At 71.3% G+C, this 20,603-nt stretch carries 17 protein-coding genes and 1 pseudogene; 6 read left to right on the top strand and 12 right to left on the bottom strand.

What is annotated here, in order from left to right:
• The first annotated feature begins 238 nt into the window (after positions 1-238).
• Entirely contained in the window at positions 239-370 is a 132-nt protein-coding gene (locus tag JI751_RS21535) for a hypothetical protein (RefSeq protein ID WP_269090459.1), read from the top strand.
• 503 nt (positions 371-873) lie between these two features.
• Here JI751_RS21535 and JI751_RS11975 read toward each other — a convergent pair.
• Positions 874-1,815, bottom strand: a complete 942-nt coding sequence (locus tag JI751_RS11975; protein WP_201936464.1) for a GlxA family transcriptional regulator — start codon at positions 1,813-1,815, stop codon at positions 874-876.
• A gap of 108 nt (positions 1,816-1,923) precedes the next feature.
• Here JI751_RS11975 and JI751_RS11970 point away from each other — a divergent pair, with 108 nt between their 5' ends.
• Both JI751_RS11970 and JI751_RS11965 read left to right on the top strand, forming a co-directional pair.
• Positions 1,924-2,235, top strand: a complete 312-nt coding sequence (locus JI751_RS11970) for a putative quinol monooxygenase (RefSeq protein WP_003941073.1) — start codon at positions 1,924-1,926, stop codon at positions 2,233-2,235.
• A gap of 631 nt (positions 2,236-2,866) precedes the next feature.
• Positions 2,867-4,136 (top strand): annotated as a pseudogene (locus tag JI751_RS11965) (ISL3 family transposase).
• A 346-nt stretch (positions 4,137-4,482) separates the two neighbouring features.
• Here the strand turns inward: JI751_RS11965 and glnA are convergent.
• Positions 4,483-5,904, bottom strand: coding sequence for a type I glutamate--ammonia ligase (gene glnA, locus JI751_RS11960; RefSeq protein ID WP_201936462.1), 1,422 nt, complete (start codon positions 5,902-5,904; stop codon positions 4,483-4,485).
• Positions 5,905-6,143: 239 nt separating this feature from the next.
• Here glnA and JI751_RS11955 point away from each other — a divergent pair, with 239 nt between their 5' ends.
• Both JI751_RS11955 and JI751_RS11950 read left to right on the top strand, forming a co-directional pair.
• On the top strand, positions 6,144-6,902 hold the full coding sequence (locus tag JI751_RS11955; RefSeq protein WP_201936459.1) for a hypothetical protein: 759 nt from the start codon (positions 6,144-6,146) through the stop codon (positions 6,900-6,902).
• Between the two features lie 9 nt (positions 6,903-6,911).
• Positions 6,912-7,310, top strand: a complete 399-nt coding sequence (locus tag JI751_RS11950; protein WP_201936458.1) for an RDD family protein — start codon at positions 6,912-6,914, stop codon at positions 7,308-7,310.
• A gap of 3 nt (positions 7,311-7,313) precedes the next feature.
• Here JI751_RS11950 and JI751_RS11945 read toward each other — a convergent pair whose 3' ends face one another.
• The 8 genes from JI751_RS11945 to lipB form a co-directional block, all read right to left on the bottom strand.
• Complete coding sequence (locus JI751_RS11945; RefSeq protein WP_201936457.1) at positions 7,314-8,021, bottom strand: DUF4191 domain-containing protein; 708 nt, start codon at positions 8,019-8,021, stop codon at positions 7,314-7,316.
• 54 nt (positions 8,022-8,075) lie between these two features.
• The gene (gene lipA, locus JI751_RS11940) at positions 8,076-9,014 is read right to left on the bottom strand and encodes a lipoyl synthase (RefSeq protein ID WP_201936456.1); all 939 of its coding nucleotides are present in this window, start codon (positions 9,012-9,014) and stop codon (positions 8,076-8,078) included.
• Positions 9,015-9,057: 43 nt separating this feature from the next.
• On the bottom strand, positions 9,058-10,035 hold the full coding sequence (locus JI751_RS11935; protein WP_201936455.1) for a DUF2705 family protein: 978 nt from the start codon (positions 10,033-10,035) through the stop codon (positions 9,058-9,060).
• Positions 10,032-10,973: an ABC transporter ATP-binding protein gene (locus tag JI751_RS11930; RefSeq protein ID WP_201936454.1), complete on the bottom strand. Its 942-nt coding sequence runs from the start codon at positions 10,971-10,973 to the stop codon at positions 10,032-10,034. The genes JI751_RS11935 and JI751_RS11930 overlap by 4 nt, the downstream gene beginning before the upstream one ends.
• A 114-nt stretch (positions 10,974-11,087) precedes the next feature.
• Positions 11,088-13,247, bottom strand: coding sequence for a xanthine dehydrogenase family protein molybdopterin-binding subunit (locus tag JI751_RS11925; protein ID WP_201936453.1), 2,160 nt, complete (start codon positions 13,245-13,247; stop codon positions 11,088-11,090).
• A complete protein-coding gene (locus tag JI751_RS21835) occupies positions 13,244-14,251 on the bottom strand; it encodes an FAD binding domain-containing protein (RefSeq protein WP_201936452.1) in 1,008 nt (335 codons plus the stop codon). Before JI751_RS21835 ends, JI751_RS11925 begins: the two co-directional genes overlap by 4 nt.
• 1 nt (position 14,252) lies before the next feature.
• Positions 14,253-14,726 (bottom strand): (2Fe-2S)-binding protein, encoded by a 474-nt coding sequence (locus JI751_RS11915; RefSeq protein ID WP_201936450.1) that lies wholly within the window; start codon positions 14,724-14,726, stop codon positions 14,253-14,255.
• 55 nt (positions 14,727-14,781) lie between these two features.
• Positions 14,782-15,516, bottom strand: a complete 735-nt coding sequence (gene lipB, locus JI751_RS11910; protein ID WP_201936448.1) for a lipoyl(octanoyl) transferase LipB — start codon at positions 15,514-15,516, stop codon at positions 14,782-14,784.
• Positions 15,517-15,600: 84 nt separating this feature from the next.
• On the opposite strand from lipB, the gene JI751_RS11905 reads away from it, so the two are divergent.
• The gene (locus JI751_RS11905) at positions 15,601-16,170 is read left to right on the top strand and encodes a hypothetical protein (RefSeq protein ID WP_201936444.1); all 570 of its coding nucleotides are present in this window, start codon (positions 15,601-15,603) and stop codon (positions 16,168-16,170) included.
• Here the strand turns inward: JI751_RS11905 and JI751_RS11900 are convergent.
• Positions 16,116-17,006 (bottom strand): TIGR01777 family oxidoreductase, encoded by an 891-nt coding sequence (locus tag JI751_RS11900; protein ID WP_201936441.1) that lies wholly within the window; start codon positions 17,004-17,006, stop codon positions 16,116-16,118. The genes JI751_RS11905 and JI751_RS11900 overlap by 55 nt on opposite strands.
• A 28-nt stretch (positions 17,007-17,034) precedes the next feature.
• Positions 17,035-20,544 carry an ATP-binding cassette domain-containing protein gene (locus tag JI751_RS11895; protein ID WP_307814145.1) on the bottom strand — a complete coding sequence of 1,170 codons (3,510 nt, stop codon included), beginning with the start codon at positions 20,542-20,544 and terminating at the stop codon, positions 17,035-17,037.
• Positions 20,545-20,603 lie beyond the last annotated feature (59 nt).

Genomic DNA, 20,603 nt, shown 5'->3' with positions numbered 1-20,603 from the left:
CTTCTTGATCGCCGGTGCGTCATCGATGAAGTCGACGCCCGTGTGCCCGTAGACACCAATCGCCCGGTCGTTCGGTCTCGTACCTCTGGCCTCGGGCTTCTTCGGAACCGCCCTGAATGTCGCCGCCCAGCCGTCGTGCTCCCATCGACGCGTCGGCGCCGCCATCACAACCGGCGACGACGGCCAGGGGACGTTCGCGAGTGGCGCTGCTCAGGTACGCACCTGGTACGACCTTGAGATGACCGTTCTGGCGATCACGCAGTTCGTCTGCCAGGAGGTGTCACTCGAGTTGCAGGAGACGATCCCAGGGGCGCTTCGCGGCCAGGACCCCTGGGAGTACCTGCAGTACGACGTGAAGATCTGGGAGTAGGTCAACGCTGACGAGCTTGTAGCTCGCGAGCTGCCGCCGCAGCCTGATCCGTGAGTTCGTCGCACCTCGCGTGCGACTCGGCGAGAGGGCTCGGATTGGGCTCGCTTTCATGGCTCTTCCCAGATGAGGGTGTAGGTCGGCCGGGCGCGTCGGTCCGCAGATAGACATCGAGGTCCCGACGATGGAGGTTCCTACGCCATCCATCCGAAAGACCTCGACGTGACCGACGCTACCCCGCCGGCCGGCTTCGGCCGCCCTGACCTGACCGCCTTCGCGTCTCATCCCAATCGACCCTGATCGAGTCTGCTGACCCCCTCGACGAGAACGCAGCGACATCACAGCCACCCAACCCCGACCGTCCGGGAAGCCGGGACACGTCACATGGCCTGTGCTGCGGGCGTGTCGAGTGGGTCGTCCAAGGGCGACGCAGGAGCGTCGACGCGACGTGCTGAGAGGTGGTTCCAGTCGAGCACTAGGACACCGGCTACAGGCATGGCGATAGGTCAGGAACGGCGTCGCTCCCTACGCAGGAGGGAGCGCAGAGTCTCGGCGTTCGCGTAGCCGACCCGTAGCGCGATCTCGGCGGAGGTAAGGTCCGTGGTTGCTGAGAGGTGCCGAGCTCGTTCGATGCGAAGCCGTTGGACGAAGCCGAGCGGAGTGAGGTTGAGCGCCGCACGGACTCGTCGTTCGAGGGTGCGCCGGCTGGTGCCGAGCGACTGCGCGACGAAGGCGACGTTGAACGGTTCGTCTAGGCGGGCGCGCACGAAGCGTTCGAACTCGACGACGATCGGGTCCTCGTGCCGGAGATGTTCGTAGGCGACGAAGGCCGCCTGCGACGGACGCTCGTCGATGATGAGGAGCTTGGCGACATGTTGGGCCAGGTCGGGGCTGATCGATCGCACGAGTGAGAGCGCGAGGTCGATGTGGGCGAACGCGGCGCCGGCGGTGACGAGGTTCCCGTCGACCACGACCATGGTGTCGAGATCGAGGGCGACGGTCGGATAGCGCTTCAGGAACTCCGGCCCCAGGAACCAGCTGGTCGTCGCCCGCCGATGATGCATCCGTCCGGTCTCGGCGACAGCGAACACGCCGGTGCACGCCGCGGCGATCCGGGTGGTCGCGTCGTCGAGGCGCCCGAGCGAGGCGATGACCGAACGAGCATCTCGGCTCTGGAGGGCGTCGTTGGTAGCGGCGGCCGTGAGGGTTCCAAGCGCAGGGACGACGACCACGTCGAACTCTGCGGACTCCGACAGCGGGTGGTCCACCGACAGGGTCATCGATGCCGTTGTGGTCACTCTCCGTTTCGGTCCGAGGATGGCGAGTTCGATCGGGCCGATCCGCGGGTCGACATCGCCGCGGGCTCCGTCGGCCACCCGCACGATGTCGATGACCGACGCGACAGCCGAACCGAAGCAGCCGTCGATCGCGATCAGTCCGATACGCATGGCGCGAACAATAGCAATACTGCCGTATACGCCACTTCTCACATGCCCTTGCTCGTCATACGCTGAACTCGCTTCACCAAGAAACCTCGACACCTAGGAGAACCCCTCATGTCCACACCCGCATCACTTCCGTATGCCTTCGTCGCCAAGATCGTCGCGGCCGATGGACAGCACGACGCGCTCGCCGATCTGCTCGCCGGCGCTGTCGCGCTCGCCAACGAAGAAGTAGGAACGATTGTCTGGTTCGCGGTCAGGACCCACGCCGACACCTTCTGGATCTTCGATGCATTCCCCGACGAGGCCGCTCGCGACGCCCACGCCAACGGCGCCATCGTCGCAGCCCTGATGGCCAACCAGCACCTCCTCGGCGCAGCACCCGAGATCCTGGCGGCCGACGTCCTCGCGTCCAAGCTCCCGTAGTCCGCCAACGCACGAGACGATCGCGCCCCGCCGAGCCGTCGCCAGGTCGCGACGCAACGCCACGCTGCGTTGCCGAGCGGTGCGAGGCCTATCGGCACACGGACAGGATGCCGGCCGCGAGCGCTCAGCCGGCGAGGGGTCCGTCGCAGAGGAGAGCGACGTCGGTGTCGGGCAGAGCCGTGAGGCCAGCGCATCGCGCGACCACCAGAACCGAACCGTCCCTGCCCTGCGTTTCCGCAGGTCAGGGGCTGTTCGCCGGAGCCGCCTGTCGGAATCGAACCGACGACCTAATCACGTCGGCTTTGCGTCTATCGCTTGATGCGCCCACTGGCGAACGAGCCGCTGACCTGCGCAAACGCCGAGCGTGGGGGACGCCGCCATCTGGTGGTGACCGACGACGACCGACCAGTACCGACCGTTTCACCGGAGCTTGCGGCGGCGTCGAAGCCGAGCAAGCTCCATTCCTTTAGCTCACCGCGCCCTCCTCCTCGCCGGTCCCGTCGTCGTCGAAGACGTTTCAGGGGTCTTCTCAGATGACGCTGTAGGTCGGCCGGGCGCGTCGGTCCGCAGATAGACGTCGAGGTCTCCCGACGACGGAGGTTCCTACGCCATCCATCCGAAAGACCTCGACGTGTTCGACGCTACCCCGCCGGCCGGCTTCGGCCGCCCTGACCTGACCGCCTTCGCTCGACTCGACGGCCTCGGTCTGAGCGTGACCGGACAACGACTTGAACCGGATCGTGCGGTCCTCGCGTGCCGCGTGGTGGAACCAGATCAGTGGTGCCGACGGTGCGGCAGCGAAGGCGCTGCTCGTGACACCGTGATCCGGCGGTTGGCCCACGAGCCGCTGGGCTGGCGACCGACCGTGCTGGAAGTTGTAGTGCGCCGCTACCGCTGTGCCGACTGCGGACACGTGTGGCACCAAGACACCAGCGCCGCGGCGGAGCCACGCGCGAAGCTCTCGCGCACCGGGCTGCGGTGGGCGCTGGAAGGGATCGTGGTCGCACACCTCACCGTCGCCCGTGTCGCCGAGGGACTCGGGGTCGCGTGGGACACCGCCAACAACGCGGTCCTGGCTGAAGGCAAGCGGCTGCTGATCAACGACCCCACGCGGTTTGAGGGCGTGAAGGTCATTAGCGTCGATGAGCACGTCTGGCGCGATGGCGCCGGCCCAGCAAGGCTGCTGGACATGGTCGAGGGCCGGTCGAAGGCGGCGTTCAAGACCTGGCTCGCCGACCGCGACGACGCCTTCCGTGACGCGGTCGAGGTGGTCGCGATGGACGGCTTCACCGGGTTCAAGACCGCCGCTGCAGAGGAGATCCCGGACGCGGTCACGGTGATGGATCCCTTCCACGTCGTGCGCCTGGCCGGTGACGCCCTCGACAGGCGTCAGCCGCCGGGTCCAACTCGCGATCCACGGGCGCCGTGGGTGCAGGGACGACCCGCCCTACAAGTCGCGGCGCACGCTGCACACCGGCGCGGACCTGCTCACCGACAAGCAGAGCGACAGGCTACGCGCGCTGTTCGTTGATGACGCTCACGTCGAGGTCGAGGCGACCTGGGGTGTCTACCAGTGCATGATCGCCGCCTATCGCCACGAGGACCGGCAACGTGGCCGCGAGCTCATGGAGAAGCTGATCACCGACCTCAGCGCCGGCGTCCCCAAGGTGCTCACCGAGCTCACCACCCTGGGCCGGACCCTGAAGAAGCGAGCCGCTGACGTGCTCGCCTACTTCGAACGACCCGGCACCAGCAACGGGCCGACCGAGGCGCTCAACGGACGGCTCGAACACCTGCGCGGCTCCGCACTCGGGTTCCGCAACCTGACCAACTACATCGCCCGAAGCCTGCTCGAGACCGGCGGCTTCAGACCCCAACTCCTACACCCCCGATTGGGATGAGCCGCTTTCATTCGCAATCCCGCGCAGATGGAGGCCGACGCGTACGCGCGTCCCAGACGGCATCGCCACAGGTCACGGGCTCGTTCGGCCCCAGGAGTGCCGACGACCGCAAGCGATGGCACCTACGCTCAGGGTCATGTACCTCTTCTCGATGACGCACCACGTTGAGTGTGCCGCGCTCGTCCGTGTGGAACCCGGGTGCTCGCCCTGATGCTCCCCGCCGTGGGGTGCACTGGGTACGCACAAGGATGAGAAACGACGTCTGACGCTGGAAGACGTTGAAAGACGTTTTCGCAGGTCAGACGCCGTTTCAGGCATCTAGCCGCAGGTCACAGAGACCCCCGACTTAAATGTCGTAGTAGAGCTCGAACTCGTGCGGGTGGGGCCGCAGCTGGACCGGGGCGATCTCCTGGGTCCGCTTGAAGTGGATCCACGTCTCGATCAGGTCGTCGGTGAAGACACCGCCGGCCGTCAGGTACTCGTGGTCCTCCTCGAGCGCGTCGAGGACGGCACCGAGCGACGTGGGCACCTGGTCGATGTCGGCCATCTCGTCCGGCGGCAGCTCGTAGATGTCCTTGTCGATCGGGGCCGCGGGCTCCGTCTTGTTCTGGACTCCGTCGAGGCCGGCGAGCATGAGGGCCGCGAAGGCGAGGTAGGGGTTCGCCGACGGGTCGGGGAAGCGGGTCTCGACGCGCTTGGCCTTCGGGTTCGCCCCCGTGATCGGGATGCGGACCGACGCCGAGCGGTTGCGCGAGGAGTAGACGAGCGAGATCGGCGCCTCGAAGCCCGGCACCAGGCGGTGGTAGGAGTTCACCGTCGGGTTGGTGAACGCCAGCAGCGACGGCGCGTGCTTGAGGATGCCGCCGATGTACCAGCGGGCCGTGTCGGACAGGCCGGCGTAGCCGGTCTCGTCGAAGAACAGCGGCTCGCCGTCCTTCCACAGCGACTGGTGCACGTGCATGCCCGAGCCGTTGTCGCCGAAGATCGGCTTCGGCATGAAGGTGACCGACTTGCCCTGCTCCCAGGCGGTGTTCTTGATGAGGTACTTGAACTTCATCACGTCGTCCGCGGCCTTGAGCAGCGTGTCGAAGCGGTAGTTGATCTCCGCCTGGCCGGCGGTGCCGACCTCGTGGTGGGCGCGCTCGACGAGCAGGCCACACGACTCGAGGTTCTTGACCATGTCGGCGCGCAGGTCGCTGTAGTGGTCGTAGGGCTCGACGGGGAAGTAGCCGCCCTTGAGGCGGGTCTTGTAGCCGAGGTTGTCCTCGCCCTCCTTGCCCGAGTTCCACCAGCCCTCGACCGAGTCGATGTGGTAGTAGCCCTCGTTGACGCCGGTGCTGTAGCGGACGTTGTCGAAGATGTAGAACTCCGCCTCGGGGGCGAAGTAGGCGGTGTCCGCGATGCCGGTGGAATCGAGGTAGGCCAGCGCCTTGCGGGCGATGTTGCGCGGGTCGCGGCTGTAGGCCTCGCCGGTGATCGGGTCGTGGATGAAGAAGTTCACGTTGAGCGTCTTCGACTTCCGGAACGGGTCGACGTACGCCGTGGTGGGGTCCGGGAGGAGCGACATGTCCGACTCGTTGATCGCCTGGAACCCGCGGATCGAGGAGCCGTCGAAGCCGAGGCCGTCGTCGAAGACGCTCTGGTCGAAGGACGACACCGGCACCGTGAAGTGCTGCATGATGCCCGGCAGGTCACAGAAGCGGACATCGACCATCTCGACGCCCTCGTCCTTGATGAACTTGAGCAGCTCATCGGAGTTGTTGAACATTCGGTTCCTCCTTGACGGCGACCAGCGCACGTCGAGATTGCAGCGTCACGGAACGGAGCCTCGTTGCACCGTGCGCGTCACGCTAGCCAGTGGCAGTTTCTAGACCGTATCCCGTTTGTTTCGGCCGTGTTACGCCTCGTCCGAGCAGTGGCCGCCCTCCGGCGGCGTGTTGCGGCCACGTCACGGCCCCACCCCTGGGGAGGCTGGTCCACCGTCCCGGACCGGTCCTACCGTCAGGCATGACTCGGGGACAGGCAGTACGACGGTGGGCGATCATCCCGGCGACAGCGATCGTGCTGGCCGGGTGCGGCGGTGGCGAGGACGACGAGCCCGCCAGCCAGTCCTACGGCCTCGAGACACTGGCGCCGGCCGTGGCGAAGGCCGTGGGCGCCGAGGGCTCCGTGCGCCTCAACATCGGCGACCACCGCGGCCGGGGCGAGGTGCAGATGGACCTCACCTGGACCGACGGGCAGACCGAGTTCCGCGCGATCACCGGGGACACCCCCGGCGAGTTCCTCGAGTTCGTCCGCACCGGCGGCAAGATCTACGTCGGTGGCGAGGCGGCCGACAACGAGTGGACCTACACCGCCGACGACGATCCGCGCGCGACCGGCGACGAGGAGGGCTTCGACGCCGGCTACTCGCCCGCGCTGCTCGCCCTCGACCTGCCGGGGGAGTACGACGCCCTCGCCGACGCGGTCGACAAGGTGCAGAACAAGGGTCAGGAGGAGATGGCTGGCGTGGCCTCGACCCACTACGTCGTCACCGTCGACACGCAGGCCTGGCACGACGCGCTGCCCGAGGACTCGATGCACCGGCAGGTCGACGTCGAGGACACCGTGGCGATGGACCTCTGGATCGACGAGGCCTCGCTGCCGGTGCGGCTGGAGTACTCCGGCGCCAGCGACAAGGTGAGGGTCGACTACACGAGCTGGGGCGCGCCGATCGCTGTCGTCGCCCCGAAGGGCGCGACGCCGCAAGGTGGAGGCGCCGCCTAGTCTGGGCGCGTGCCCCAGCCCGACCCGACGTACGCACCATCCGCCGGACCGACGCCCGCGAGCTGGGGGAGGCGGATCCTGGCGCTCCTCGTGGACTGGGTGACCTGCCTCGCCGTCGTCGAGGGTCTCGTCGCGGTCGGCGTCCTCGCCGGCAACCCCAACGGCCTCGGCACGCTGGGACTCTTCGTCGTCGAGTCGGCTCTTTTCACCGCGGTGGCCGGCGGCTCGTTCGGCAAGCTCGCGACGCGGGTGCGCGTCGTACGGCAGGACGGGTCGGGACAGCCGCCGTCACTCCTGCGGGCGCTGCTCCGCTCGGCGCTGGTCGGACTACTGGTGCCACCGCTGCTCACCATGGGCGGCCGCGGTCTGCACGACGTGGCCGCGGGGACGCGGACCGTCACGCTGTAGGGCTCAGCGACCTCGCTGCTGCGAGCGCATGCCCTTCATCGAGGTCGGCACCGGGCCCTTGGGCACGGGCAGCTTGCCGCGCTGGGCGTCGAGGGCCTTCAGGCGCTGGAGGATGTCGGTCATCTCGGCGGGCTTCACGGCGCGGCCGAGCTTCTGCACGTGGCGCACGAGCTTGGGCAGCGGCACCTCGCCCTCGCCGCGACCGGCGACGATCTCGTGGATCGGGACGCCGTAGGCGACGCGCTCGTGCTTCTTGCGCTCAGTGACCAGCAGCTGGCGTACGCGGGTGGCGCTGGCGCCCTCGCCGACCAGGACGATGCCGGGAGGGCCGACGACGCGGTGCACGACGTCCTGCTGCTTGGTGAAGCCGACGACCGGGTCGAGCTTCCAGCCGCGGCGCAGCATCTGCAGGGCGCCGGCAGCAGCCGCCGGCTGGCCCTCCATCTGCTTGTAGGCAGCGGCCTGGGCGCGGCGGCCGAAGACCAGCATCGCGAGCAGCAGGCCGATCATGAGGGCGCCGACGATCGAGATGACCAGCGAGATGACGCCCTCGCCCGGCAGGACCCACATCAGTCCGAAGCCGAGCGCCGCCCCGACCAGGAAGGTGCCGAGGATGATCCAGCCCAGGCGCGGGTCGCTGCGCTTGGCCATCCGGTAGGTCTGGGCGATCTGCCCTCGGCGCGAGGTGGGGGTGGAGTCGGGCGTCGACATGGTGCCGACTCTACTTCCGTGGGCCGTGACGGACCCAACCGGACGGGTCGGTGATCAGACCGCGGCGGCGGAACGGGCCTCGATGGCCTGCTTGTAGAGGCGCCCGGCGCGGTAGGAGGACCGCACGAGCGGGCCGGAGAGCGCACCGGCGAAGCCGATCTCGTCGGCCTCGTCCTTGAGCTCGACGAACTCCTCGGGCTTGACCCAGCGCTCGACGGGGTGGTGCCGCGGCGACGGGCGGAGGTACTGGGTGATGGTGATCAGCTCGCAGCCGGCGTCGTGGAGGTCGCGCAGCGCCTGGCTGACCTCCTCGCGGGTCTCGCCCATGCCGAGGATGAGGTTGGACTTGGTCACCAGGCCGAAGTCGCGGGCCTGGGTGATCACGTCGAGGGAGCGCTCGTAGCGGAAGGCCGGGCGGATCCGCTTGAAGATCCGCGGCACCGTCTCGACGTTGTGCGCGAGCACCTCGGGGCGGGACTCGAAGACCTCGGTCAGCAGGTCGGGCTTGCCGTTGAAGTCGGGGATCAGGTTCTCGACGCCGGTGCCCGGGTTGAGCTCGTGGATCGCACGGACCGTCTCGGCGTAGAGCCAGGCGCCGCCGTCGGGCAGGTCGTCGCGGGCGACGCCGGTGATCGTGGCGTACTTCAGGCCCATCGTCTGCACGGACTCGGCCACGCGGCGCGGCTCGTCGCGGTCGAGCGGCTGGGGCTTGCCGGTGTCGATCTGGCAGAAGTCGCACCGCCGGGTGCACTGGTCGCCACCGATGAGGAACGTGGCCTCCTTGTCCTCCCAGCACTCGAAGATGTTGGGGCAACCGGCCGACTGGCACACCGTGTGGAGTCCCTCGGACTTCACCAGGCTCTGGAGGGCCGTGTATTCGGGCCCCATCTTCGCCTTGGTCTTGATCCACTCCGGCTTGCGCTCGATCGGGGTCTCCGCGTTGCGGACCTCCAGTCGCAGCAGCTTGCGTCCTTCGGGTGCAGTGGCAGTCACCCGTTCACTCTACGGCGCGTCGGATGGGCTCCCAACTCACGGGTCAGGGCAGGTCGCGCCGCCGGAACGACAGCACCGAGGCCGCCACCACGACCACCAGCACGACCGCGAGGTACGCCGATCCGGCGCCCAGCGAGATCGTCTGGGTGCACGGGTCGCTGCCGCCCACGACCATCGTGTCGCAGGCGGGCGAGTAGACGTAGTAGTCGTAGCCGTTGTTGAGCACCGCGAAGGCGTTGGTGGGCAGCAGCCAGCGCTGGGAGCCCTCGCCGAAGACCGCCACCACGGCGAGCGAGCCTGCTGCCGCGACGCCCAGGCCGATCCCGAGGGTCGCCACGGTGCTGCGCAGCAGCATCGTCAACGCGTAGCCGAGGACTCCCGCGAGGGCGATCAGGAGCACACCACGCCCTGACGAGTTGCGTACGGCGGCCCACTGGCCCGCCTCGACCGCGATGTCGCGCTGCCCGAGGACCACCGCGATCGCACTCCAGAACACGAGCAGGGCGACGGCTCCCGCGACGAGTCCGACGAGCAGGACCGCGAGCCCCTTCGCTGCCCAGACCCGCTGCCGGCGGGGCTCGAAGAGCAGCTGGTTGCTGATGGAGCCGGTGTTCCAGTCGTGGCCCACGAAGGTGGTGCCGAGGATGAGGAGGAGGATCGCGAGCAGGGACACCACGGCCAGGGCTTCGTTGTCGAGCACGGAGCCGAGGTCGAGCGTCTGCCGATAGAGGTAGTTCTCCGCGCTCGGCGTGATCAGCTCGACGCAGTCGACGTCGGCGGAGCCGCCGTACATCTGCGGGTCCTCCTCGCAGCGTGCGATCTCCTCCTCGATGTAGGGCTGGTCGGCCTCGGACTGCGCCAACCGCTCGGCGGCGGCGACGTCGGCGTCGGAGAACGGCCGGGTGTTCCAGGCTGTGCCGGCCCAGATGGCGATCGGCACGAGCAGGCACCCGATGAGGAGCACGACGACGGCGCGGCGCCAGCGCAGCCGGGTGAGCTCGACGAGCAGCAGGTCCTTCATCGGTAGTCCTCCCCGCTCGGCATGGCACCCATCCGGTTGCCCTCGGTGAGGTCGAGGAACACCGACTCGAGGTCGGCGCGCAGCGGGGTCAGCTCGTCGAGCCAGACGCCGGCCTGGCCGAGGACCCGGCTGATCTCCGAGCCCGGCCGGTCGGTCTGGACGACGAGCGCGCCGTCGTCGGCGGTGGCCGCGAGTCCGGCAGCCTCCAGCACCTGCATGGCGTCCTCCGGACGGTCGACGACGACGCGGTAGGCACCGGTCGCCGCCATCAGCTCCTGCACCCGTCCGGAGGCGAGCAGCCGGCCGTTGCCGATGATCGTGACGCTGTCGCAGACCTGCTGCACCTCGGCCAGGATGTGCGAGCTCAGCAGCACGGTCACCCCGCTCTCGCCGAGGGCCTTGACGAGGTCGCGGATCTCGCGGATCCCGGCCGGGTCGAGGCCGTTGGTGGGCTCGTCGAGGATCAGCAGCCGGGGCCTCTTGAGCAGGGTGGCGGCGATCGCGAGGCGCTGCTTCATGCCGAGCGAGTACGCCCGGAAGCGGTCGTCGGACCGGTGGCCCAGCCCGACCTTGTCGAGGGCCTCGTCGACGTCGGCGGTGGTCCTGCCGACGCTCGCGGCGAGCAGGCGGAGGTTCTGGCGGCCGGTGAAGTTGGGCGCGAACTTCGGCGACTCGACCACCGCACCCACGCGCTCCATCACCTCGGGAAGCCGGTCCGGGACCGGCTCGCCGAAGAGCGCCATCGAGCCCGACGTCGGCGTGGCGAGGCCGAGCAGCATCCGGATCGTCGTGGTCTTCCCCGACCCGTTGGGGCCGAGGAACCCGTGCACCCCGCCCGCCGGGACCGCGAGGTCCAGGTCGTCCACTGCCACGTGCGTGCCCCTGTGTCCGCCGAACTCCTTGCGGAGCCCGCGCGTCAGGATCACTGTCTCGCTCATCCGTCCCCCCGGCGTCGATGTCTGCGCCGAAGACTGACAGGTGTCGACCGGTGTCGGGCGCACGGCACGCCGGACGCGGTCAGGGTCCGGCGTCGGGCGAGGCGCCCGGAGGCCTCAGAGCAGCAGGTCGGGCGTGATCGGCAGGCGCCTGACGCGCCGGCCGGTGGCGTGGAACACCGCGTTGCCGATCGCGGCTGCGACGCCGCACAGGCCGACCTCACCGACGCCCTTCACCCCCACGGGGTTGAGCCGGTCGGGACCGCCGACGAACTCCACCTCGAGATCCGGCACGTCGGCGTTGACCGCCATCAGGTAGTCGGCGAGGTGGGCGTTGGTGATGCGCCCCGTCTGCGGGCCGGCGTGCAGGTCGGTGACGGTGTGCTCCAGCAGCGCGTGCCCGATGCCGCCGACGGTGCCTCCGACGACCTGGCTGCGAGCCGTGCGCTCGTTGAGCACCTGGCCGCAGTCGATGACGGAGACCAGGCGCTCGACGCGCACCAGTCCGAGGTCGGCGTCGACCCGCACCTTGGCGAACTTGGCCCCGAAGGCACCCGAGGGGGACATCCCGAGCTGATCGGGGTCGGGCTGGTCGGCCGTCGCCTCGGCGCTGACGTCGTCGCGGCCGCCGACAGCGCCGGCGAGGGCATCGCGCCCCGGTGCTGCGCGGGGGTCGAGACCGAGGTCGTCGAGCACCTGGGCGACGGCGAGCGCCGTGGCGTTGGAGATCGCGGTCGCGAGACCCGACCCACCGGCCGGCGGCGAGGGCGGCAGCGAGCTGTCACCCAGGACGACCTCGACGTCACCCACCTCGAGACCGAGGCGGTCCGCGACCACCTGGGTGACGATCGTGTAGGTGCCGGTGCCGATGTCCATCGCCGCGCAGTGCACGGCGGCCGTTCCGTCACGGCGTACGACGACGCGCACCGTGCACGGCTGCTGGAAGTAGAAGAACGACACCGCGGCCATGCCGTAGCCGACGAGCTGGTCGCCCTCCCGCATCGAGCGCGGGGCAGGGTCACGCTCGTCCCAGCCGATCAGCTCGGCGCCACGGCGCAGGCACTCGTCGAGGGCCTTGCTCGACCACGGCAGGTCGCCCTGGTCGGGGTTGGTGACGGCCTCGTTGCGCATCCGCAGCTCGACGGGGTCGATGCCGAGCTCGACGGCGAGCTCGTCGAGCGCCGTCTCGAGCGCGAAGTTGCCCTGCGCCTCGCCCGGTGCCCGCATCGAGCCGGGCGGGGACACGTGCAGCCGCACCTGGTCGACGTCGGCGCGCAGGTGCTCGACCGCGTAGCCCTGCCGGGTGCCGGACACGACGTTCTCGGGGTTGTCGTCGTCGACGGCGACCGGGATCGTCGCCGTGTGCTCGACCGCCGTCAGCGTTCCGTCGCGACGAGCGCCGAGGCGTACGTGCTGGACGGTCTCGGGACGGTGGCCGACACCGGTGAACATCTGCGGGCGGCTGAGGACGACGCGTACGGGCCTGCCGACGGTCCTGGCGGCCATCGCCGCGGCGTGGATGTAGGGCCACGGTCGCAACCCGGAGCCGAAGCCGCCGCCGAGGTAGGGGCACTCGACGCGTACGTCCTCGCGCGGGATGCCCCACGCCTCGGCGAGGCAGTCGGCGACGTTGGAGGGCCACTGGGTGGTCGCCCACATGTGCAGCGCTTCGCCGTCCCACTCCGCGCAGGCGGCGAAGAGGCCGAGGGGGTTGTTCGTGTTGTCGCCGGTGACGAAGTCGGCCTCGATGACGACGTCGGCCTCCGCGAGCCCGCGGGCGAGGTCTCCGCGGACGCTGTCAGCGCCGGCCGGGTCGTCGGTCTCCCGCGGCGCGCGCGGGTCGTTGATGTCGACCACCGGCTCGTCGACGTCGTAGCTCACGTGGACCAGCGTCGCCGCGTGCTCCGCCTCCTCGCGCGTCTGCGCGACGACCAGGGCGACGTAGTCGCCGCGGAACCGCACGACCGGGTCCTGGAAGGGGGGACGAGGGGCACGATCGTCGGCGGACGCCTCGTTGGGGCGCACCACCGACGGAGCGTCGTGGTGCGAGAGGACGGCCACGACGCCGGGCGCAGCAAGGGCGTCGCTGGCGTCGACCAGCGTCACCGTGCCGGAGGTGATGGTCGCACCGACGAGCACGCCGACCAGGGCGTCGCGGGGGGCCAGGTCGTCGGCGTAGGAGACGGCCCCGGTGACCTTGAGCGGACCGTCGACGCGGGTGATCCCGGCCCCGATGACGGGGGTCGTGGAGGCGGGAGCGGTGGGCGTGGTGGTCATGCGGTCACCTCCGTGACGTCGCGGAGCTGGCGCACCAGGGTGCGCCGCGCCAGCTCGGGCTTGAAGTCGGTGCCGGGCACGGTGAACGCGTCGGCGAGCTCGGCGGTCGCGGCCTCCTCGAAGAGTGCGAGCGAGGCGCGCTGACCGCGCAGCACCGCCTCGGCCCGGGTGGCCCGCCACGGCACCGACCCGACGCCGCCGAGCCCGATCGCGATGTGCTCCAGCACTCCGTCCTCGACCCGTGCCACCACCGCGGCCGAGGTCAGCGCGAACTCGTAGGACGCGCGGTCGCGCACCTTCAGGTATCCGGAACGGGCCTCGGGCAGCGGGACCTCGAGGTGCGTGATGAGCTCACCGGCGGCGAGGACGTTGTCGCGCGAGGGGTCCTGGTCGGCGCGCACGTGCAGCTCGGCGACCGGGAGGGTGCGGGTGCCGCCGGGGCCGCTGAGGCGTACGCGCGCGTCGAGCGCCACCAGCGCCACGGCCAGGTCGGACGCGTGCACCGCGATGCAGCCGGCGTCGACACCCAGCACGGCATGGGTCCGCGCCGTGCCCTCGATCGCGGCACACCCGCTCCCGGGCTCGCGCTTGTTGCACTGCGTGACCGTGGGGTCGCGGAAGTAGCGGCAGCGGGTGCGCTGCAGGACGTTGCCGCCGATGGTGGCCATCTCCCGCAGCTGGGGCGAGGCCGCGAGCAGCAGCGAGTCGCGCAGGACGGCGACGTCGCGCACGGCAGCGTGGCGGGCGAGGGCGGCCATCGTCACGGTCGCGCCGACGACCAGGACGCCGTCGTGGACCTGGACGTCGGTGAGCGGCAGCCGGCTGATGTCGACGAGGGACCCGGGCGACCACACCCCGTCACGCATGAGGTCGAGCTGGGTCGTTCCTCCGGCGATGAAGGCGACGTCGTCGGGCGTCTGCACGGCGCGCGCGACGACGTCGGTGGTCACGGCGGCGCTCGCGGCGGCCACGTCGTCGACGCGGGTGTAGGTGAAGGGATGCACGTCAGGCCTCCCGGCTCTCGCGGGCGGCCAGCACGGCGTCGACGATGCGGGGGTAGGCGCCGCAGCGGCACAGGTTGCCGCTCATCAGCTCGCGCACGTCGTCGCGGGTCTCCCAGTCGGGCTCGTCGAGCAGGGCGACCGCAGACATCACCTGGCCGGCGGTGCACGCACCGCACTGGAAGGCATCGCAGTCGAGGAACGCCTGCTGGACCGGGTGGAGGTCGCCGGCCGTGCCGATGCCCTCCACGGTCGTCACCTCACGCCCGTCGGCCTGGGCGGCCAGCGTCAGGCAGGACAGGACCCGGCGACCGTCGAGGTGGACGGTGCAGGCGCCGCAGGCACCTTGGTTGCAGCCCTTCTGCGTTCCGGTCAGGCCGAAGGTGTCGCGCAGGAGGTCGAGCAGGGAGCGGCGCGGGTCGACCTCGACGGACCGCGGCTCTCCGTTGACGGTGACGGACAGGGGGAGCTGGCTCATGGGTCGAGCCAAGCAGGCGCCGGCGCCGGGGACACCAGCCCTCGGGGCGGGTTGTTCAGGCTCCGGGGCGGACCAGCTCGATGCGCGGTCCGCGACCGGGCTCGGGACGAGCGTCGTAGTCGGGCGTCGCGGTGTAGGGATGCCACGAGAGGTACGCCGACAGGTGCCGGCGCACGCTCGGCAGCACGTCGGCGACGGTGACGTCGTGACCCAGCTCCCCGGACAGGGACGTGACGCCCGCGTCGGCGATGCCGCACGGCACGAACCGGTCGTACCAGCCGAGGTCGACGTCGCAGTTGAGCGCGAAGCCGTGCATCGTCACGCCGCGGCTGACCCGGATCCCGATGGCGGCGACCTTGCGCTCCGGCCCGCGGTGGTCGGCCTGCAGCCAGACGCCGCTGCGGCCCGGCACGCGGGCGGTCGTCACGCCGAAGTCCGCGCAGACGGCGATCAGCGCCTCCTCGACCCGGCGCACGTAGTCGACGACCTTGACGTGGTCGGGGAGCGTGACGATGGGGTAGCCGACGAGCTGGCCGGGGCCGTGGAAGGTGATCTTGCCGCCGCGGTCGACGTCGATCACGTCGGCACCGCCGGGGTCGGCGGGGCGCTCGTGGGCGTCGGTGCGCTTGCCCGCGGTGAAGACCGGCGGGTGCTCGAGCAGGAGGACGGTGTCGGGACGGGTGCCCGCCACCACGGCCTCGTGGACGCGCCGCTGGAGGTCCCAGGCGGCGAGGTAGTCAACGGCGTCGTCACCCAGTCCGGCGACCTCGTAGTCCAGCTCGAGCGGCATGCGACGAGCCTACGCCCCGCGACGTCGTGGCCCGCCTGTGGATGACCGGACGCACGAGACGCGCGGATCGGCGAGGGTGGCGGGGTGGACCCGCGCCGACTCCTGCCCGCCCTGGCCGCCGTCGCGTGCGCCTGCGTCGTCGCGACGCTCGTGGTCACGCTGGTGCCGTGGCGGGACCCGCCGCGCGACGTCCGACGCCCGTCGGTGTCGGCGTCGGGGGAGCCCGGGAGGCCGTGGGGTCCGGCAGAGGTCCTGGCCGCGTGGGACGAGCAGCGCGCGGCGGCGTGGGCCTCGGGTGACGTGGACGGGCTCGCGCGGCTCTACGTCGACGGGTCCCGCACCGGCGCGGCCGACGTGCGGCTGCTGCGCCACTACCGCTCGCGCGGCCTCACGGTGGAGGGCCTGACGACGCAGGTGCTGGGCCTCGAGGTCGTCGACCACACGCCGTCGCGGCTGGTCGTGGTCGTCACCGACCGGGTGGTCGGTGGTCGAGCGGTGGGCGGCAGGTCGCCCGTCGCGCTGCCGGCCGACCGTGCCTCGACCCGTCGAGTGGTGCTGACGCGGGACGGCGGTCGCTGGCGGGTGGTCGAGGCGCGCGATCAGGCGAGCGCGGCGGCCAGCACGCTCGACACGTCCTCGTCCTCGAAGTCGTAGCCGGCCCGCTCGAGGGCCGCCGGGCGCGCGTTGACCGAGCCGAGCAGCTCGGGGGCGAGGTCACCGGCGGCGACCTTCATGATCGGGGCCGGGACGGCGAGGAACGCCTTGCGGTGCAGGGCCTTGGCGAGCGCGTCGGTGAACTCGGCGTTGGTCGGGGTCTGCGGGCAGCAGAGGTTGAACGCCCCGGAGACGTCGCGCGACCCGAGGAGATAGCTGACCGCGCCGATCCAGTCGCGCAGCGAGATCATCGGCATGTGCTGGCGACCGGAGCCGAGCCGCGCCCCGCCGCCCGCCTGGAAGAGCAGGCGCAGCTGCTTGAGCGGGGGAGAGGTGCGGTCCATCACGGGCGACGTCCGCAGCACGCACACGCGGGCGCCGGCCTCGCGCGCCGGGTCGGCGGCCGCCTCCCACTCGCGGGAGACCCGGGTCAGGAATGCATCGCCCCGGCTCTCGGAGTCCTCGGTGACGGGTGCGTCGCCGTGGTCGCCGTAGTAGGCGATGCCGTTGCCGGCGAGGAACGCCGCGGGTCGCTCGCTCGCCGCGATCGCCGTGGCGAGGGTGCTCGTGGTCGACACCCGCGACTCCAGGACCTCGGTTGACCACTTCCGTGAGTGCGGGTTGCCGGCGATGCTCGCACCGGCGAGGTTGACCACGGCGTCGGCCCGCGCGATGACGGCGCCGTCGACCTCGCCCGCGGCGGGGTCCCAGCGCGACTCCCGTGACGAGGACGGCTCGCGCCTCACCAGCGCGGTCACCTCGTGCCCGTGGACGCGCAGGTGGTCGCTCAGGTGGGTGCCGAGGAAGCCCGAGGCTCCGGCGATGACGACGCGCATGCCACCACCCAACCAGAGGCGCCAAGCCTCAGCCGGCGAGGTGGGCCCAGCGGGGCGACAGCTCGCGCCACGGCCCCTGGTCGACCACCCGGCCCGAGTCGAGCACGACGACCCGGTCGGCCTGGGCCAGCGCGGCCGCCTTGCTGGTCGCGCCGATCACCGCAGCGCCCCGCTCGCGCAGCGCCCGCCAGAGCTCGATCTCGGTGGCGGCGTCGAGGGCCGACGACACGTCGTCGGCCAGCAGCACGTCGGCCTCGGCGGCCAGCGCCCTCGCGAGTGCCAGTCGCTGCACCTGCCCGCCGGAGAGGCGTACGCCGCGGTGCCCGACGAGCGAGTGGGGACCACCGGCCTCCGACACGTCGCGACCCATCCGCGCCGCCTCCAGCGCCGGCATGACGGAGCGGTCCGCATGGGCGAGCGCGACGTTGTCGGTGAACGTGCCGGAGAGCACCCGCGGGACCTGGGCGACGTGGGCGACCCGGCTCGGGCGCATCTCGGTCTCCGGGTCGGTGACGGGCTGGTCGTTCCAGCGGATCTCACCGGTGCTGCTGATCAGGCCGGCGAGCGCGCCCAGCAGGCTGGACTTGCCGGACCCGACCTGGCCCAGCAGGAGGACCAGCTCGCCGGCGTTGACCTCGAGGTCGACGTCCTGGACCCCGAGGGTGCCGTCGTCGTGGACCGCGCTCACGTCGCGCAGCGTCAGCGTGCGCAGCGGGTCGCGCTCGGCGCGGACCGGATCGTCGGCGGTCCCGGTGGACAGGTCCATCCCGGCGGGCAGCACCATCAGGTCGCCACCGCCGGCGAGCGCGCTGGTGGCGTTCATCCACGCGCGGGTGCCGGGGGCCTCGGTGACGACGGCACCGGCCACGCGGCCGAACCAGTCGAACCCGCTGACCGCGTTGGCGACGAGCAGCGCGGTGGCCAGCTCCCAGTGGCCGGTGAGCAGTCCGGCCCACGCGGCGACCACGCCGCACTGGACCATCACGACCGGCACGCCGTCGAGCAGCGACTGCACGCGGTGCTCGCGCACGGCCGCGTCCACCCGGCCGCCGTCGACCTCACGCAGGTGGCGGTGCAGGTGGGGCGTGGCGGCGGCGAGCTTGACGGTGCGGATCGACTCGAGGGTCGAGACCAGCGCCTGGCCGAAGCCCGCCCGGGCGGTCGAGGCGGCCGCCGCGGAGCGTCCGGCGACCGGCCGGCCCAGGGAGGACGCGACGGCGGAGGCCGCCATCACGGCGAGCAGGATGGCGCCCGCCAGCCAGCTGCCCGCGATCAGGGAGGTGAGGGTCGCCACCAGCAGTCCGTTGACGAAGTCGACCCAGCGGTCGGTGTAGCGGGCGATGCGGTCGGCGTCCATGGCCCGTGCGACGACCTCGCCCGGCGGCGTCCGGACCAGCCGGCGCTGGGAGGTCTGGCCGGCCAGCACGGCGGCGCGGACCCGCATGCGTACCTCGACCCACCAGTGCGGATAGGTCCAGAACGCCTGCGAGAGCAGCAGCGGCCCGATCATCAGCGAGGCGACGAGCGCGACGAGCATCAGGGCGGGCGTCTCGCCACGCTGGAGGGCCGTGACGACGTGACCCCAGACGAACCCGGTGATGGCGCCGTAGGCCCCGGTGATCGAGGCGGCGAGGAACAGGCTCGCCCCGAGCAGGCCCCACTCGGGCTTGACCGAGATGACCCTCCAGACCTGCCGGGCCAGGCTCAGCGGGGGCTCGACGTGGGGAGGCGGGGGCGGCGTCGTGCTGCGGCGTACGGACCCGATCGAGGCCTCGTCGTGGTGGTGCTCCTCGACGACGGGCTCGTGGGCGGCGGCCTCGAGGAGCTCGCGGAACGGGCCGGGCTCGGCGGCGAGCCGCCCGCGCGGCCCCTGCTGCACGACACGGCCGGACTCGAGCACCGCGACCTGCTCGGCCCGCTCGGTGGTGGAGAGCCGATGGGCGACCAGGATGCCGGTGCGACCGGAGATCAGCCGGTCGGCGGCGCGGACGACGCGCGCCTCGGTGACGGGGTCCATCCGGGCGGTGGCCTCGTCCAGGACGACGACGCTGACGTCGCGGACCAGGAGCCGGGCGAAGGCGACGAGCTGCTCCTCGCCGGCCGAGAGGCTGGTGCCGCCGGGGCCGAGCAGGGTGTCGAGGCCCTCGGGCAGCCCGGCCACCCAGTCGACGAGGCCGAGCTCGGCGACGGCCGCCTCGACCTGGTCGCGCGGGGCGTCGCCGAACAGCCGGATGTTGTCGGCCAGCGTGCCGGCCAGGATCTCGGTGCGCTGGGTGACCACGCCCACGGCGGCGCGCAGCTGCTGGAGGTCGAGGTCGCGCACGTCGATGCCGCCGATGAAGACCGATCCGGCGGGCGGCTCGACCGCCCGGGACAGCAGCGACGCCAGCGTGGACTTGCCCGAGCCGGTGCGTCCGACGAGCGCGCACGTGTGGCCGGCGGGCACGGTGAGGTCGACGTCGCGCAGGGCGAACGTGCCGGTGCCGTAGGAGAACGCGAGGCCGCGCAGCTCGACGTCGAGCGGCCCGTCGGGGACCGGGAGCCCGCCCACCGGCTCGGCGGGCACGGACATCATCGACCGCAGGCGCAGCACCGCGCCCATGCCCTCCTGGAGGTCGGGCAGGTGACGGGCGAGCATGTCGACCTGGCCGACGAACATCGTCGTGACCAGGAACAACGTGACCAGCCGGGCGGTGCTCAGGTCCCCGTGGACGACCAGGGCCACTCCGATGAGGCCGGTGGCGGCGAGCACGCCGTGGAGCAGCGCACCGCTGCGGCGGGTGATGCTGACCTCGACGGCCAGCACCGCGCGCAGGCGACGGTGGATCTCGGCGGCGAGCTGCGCGTTGCGGCGCAGCACGTGGGCCTGCCCGAGCGAGGTGCGGATGTCGTCGCGCGCGGCGACGCCCTCCTCGGTCGAGGCGGCGTGGTCGGTCCAGGCCGCCTCCTCCAGCACCTTGCGCTCGGCGATCTGCGGGAGGATCCGGCGGATGGCGAGCCAGACCAGCAGGCCGCACAGCGGGAACAGGAACGCCGCCGGCCACCAGGTGATGCCGGCGACGATCCAGAGTGGTCCGGCCGACAAGGTGGTGCGGATCGCCATCCACACGCCCCAGCGCATCAGCTGGCCGACCTCCCAGGTGTCGTCGTCGATGCGGTCGAGCACCTCGCCGACGGCCTGCTCGGACAGCTCGGAGAGCGGCTGTGCCATCGCCGCGTCGATCAGGTCGGCGCGCAGCCGCCCCTCGGCCCGGTCGACGACCACGCCCCAGATGGTGCGGGCGGCCGTGTCGACGAACGCCCCACCGACCACGCACAGGGCGAGCACGGTGACGAGCATGGAGGTGGGGGAGTCGGCCAGGCGGCCGGCCGCCACGCTGCCGAGCGACGAGGCGATGGCGCCGACCAGCGCCATCACCAGGCAGACCACGGTCAGGGGACGGCGCACGCGCCGCCAGTCGACGGGCTGGCGGTCTGCGGGGAGCTCCGACACGGGGGTGGTCGCGTCAGCGGAGCGGAAGGCTTCGATGGTCGTCACGGTGACCTCAGGCTAGGTGGTGGGACCGACATCACGCCCCCGGTTTTCCCGCGTGCGTC

Origin of the sequence: Nocardioides baculatus, assembly GCF_016735675.1 — a bacterium.
GTDB classification, from domain to species: domain Bacteria; phylum Actinomycetota; class Actinomycetes; order Propionibacteriales; family Nocardioidaceae; genus Nocardioides; species Nocardioides baculatus.
This window is presented reverse-complemented; position numbering and strand designations above follow the sequence as displayed.

Excerpts from the sequence above, each read along its gene's own strand:
- JI751_RS21535 (WP_269090459.1), top strand. The coding sequence starts at position 239 with ATGACCGTTCTGGCGATCACGCAGTTCGTCTGCCAGGAGGTGTCACTC.
- JI751_RS11975 (WP_201936464.1), bottom strand. The coding sequence starts at position 1,815 with ATGCGTATCGGACTGATCGCGATCGACGGCTGCTTCGGTTCGGCTGTC.
- JI751_RS11970 (WP_003941073.1), top strand. The coding sequence starts at position 1,924 with ATGTCCACACCCGCATCACTTCCGTATGCCTTCGTCGCCAAGATCGTC.
- glnA (WP_201936462.1), bottom strand. The coding sequence starts at position 5,904 with ATGTTCAACAACTCCGATGAGCTGCTCAAGTTCATCAAGGACGAGGGC.
- JI751_RS11955 (WP_201936459.1), top strand. The coding sequence starts at position 6,144 with ATGACTCGGGGACAGGCAGTACGACGGTGGGCGATCATCCCGGCGACA.
- JI751_RS11945 (WP_201936457.1), bottom strand. The coding sequence starts at position 8,021 with ATGTCGACGCCCGACTCCACCCCCACCTCGCGCCGAGGGCAGATCGCC.
- JI751_RS11935 (WP_201936455.1), bottom strand. The coding sequence starts at position 10,035 with ATGAAGGACCTGCTGCTCGTCGAGCTCACCCGGCTGCGCTGGCGCCGC.
- JI751_RS11930 (WP_201936454.1), bottom strand. The coding sequence starts at position 10,973 with ATGAGCGAGACAGTGATCCTGACGCGCGGGCTCCGCAAGGAGTTCGGC.
- JI751_RS11925 (WP_201936453.1), bottom strand. The coding sequence starts at position 13,247 with ATGACCACCACGCCCACCGCTCCCGCCTCCACGACCCCCGTCATCGGG.
- JI751_RS11915 (WP_201936450.1), bottom strand. The coding sequence starts at position 14,726 with ATGAGCCAGCTCCCCCTGTCCGTCACCGTCAACGGAGAGCCGCGGTCC.
- lipB (WP_201936448.1), bottom strand. The coding sequence starts at position 15,516 with ATGCCGCTCGAGCTGGACTACGAGGTCGCCGGACTGGGTGACGACGCC.
- JI751_RS11900 (WP_201936441.1), bottom strand. The coding sequence starts at position 17,006 with ATGCGCGTCGTCATCGCCGGAGCCTCGGGCTTCCTCGGCACCCACCTG.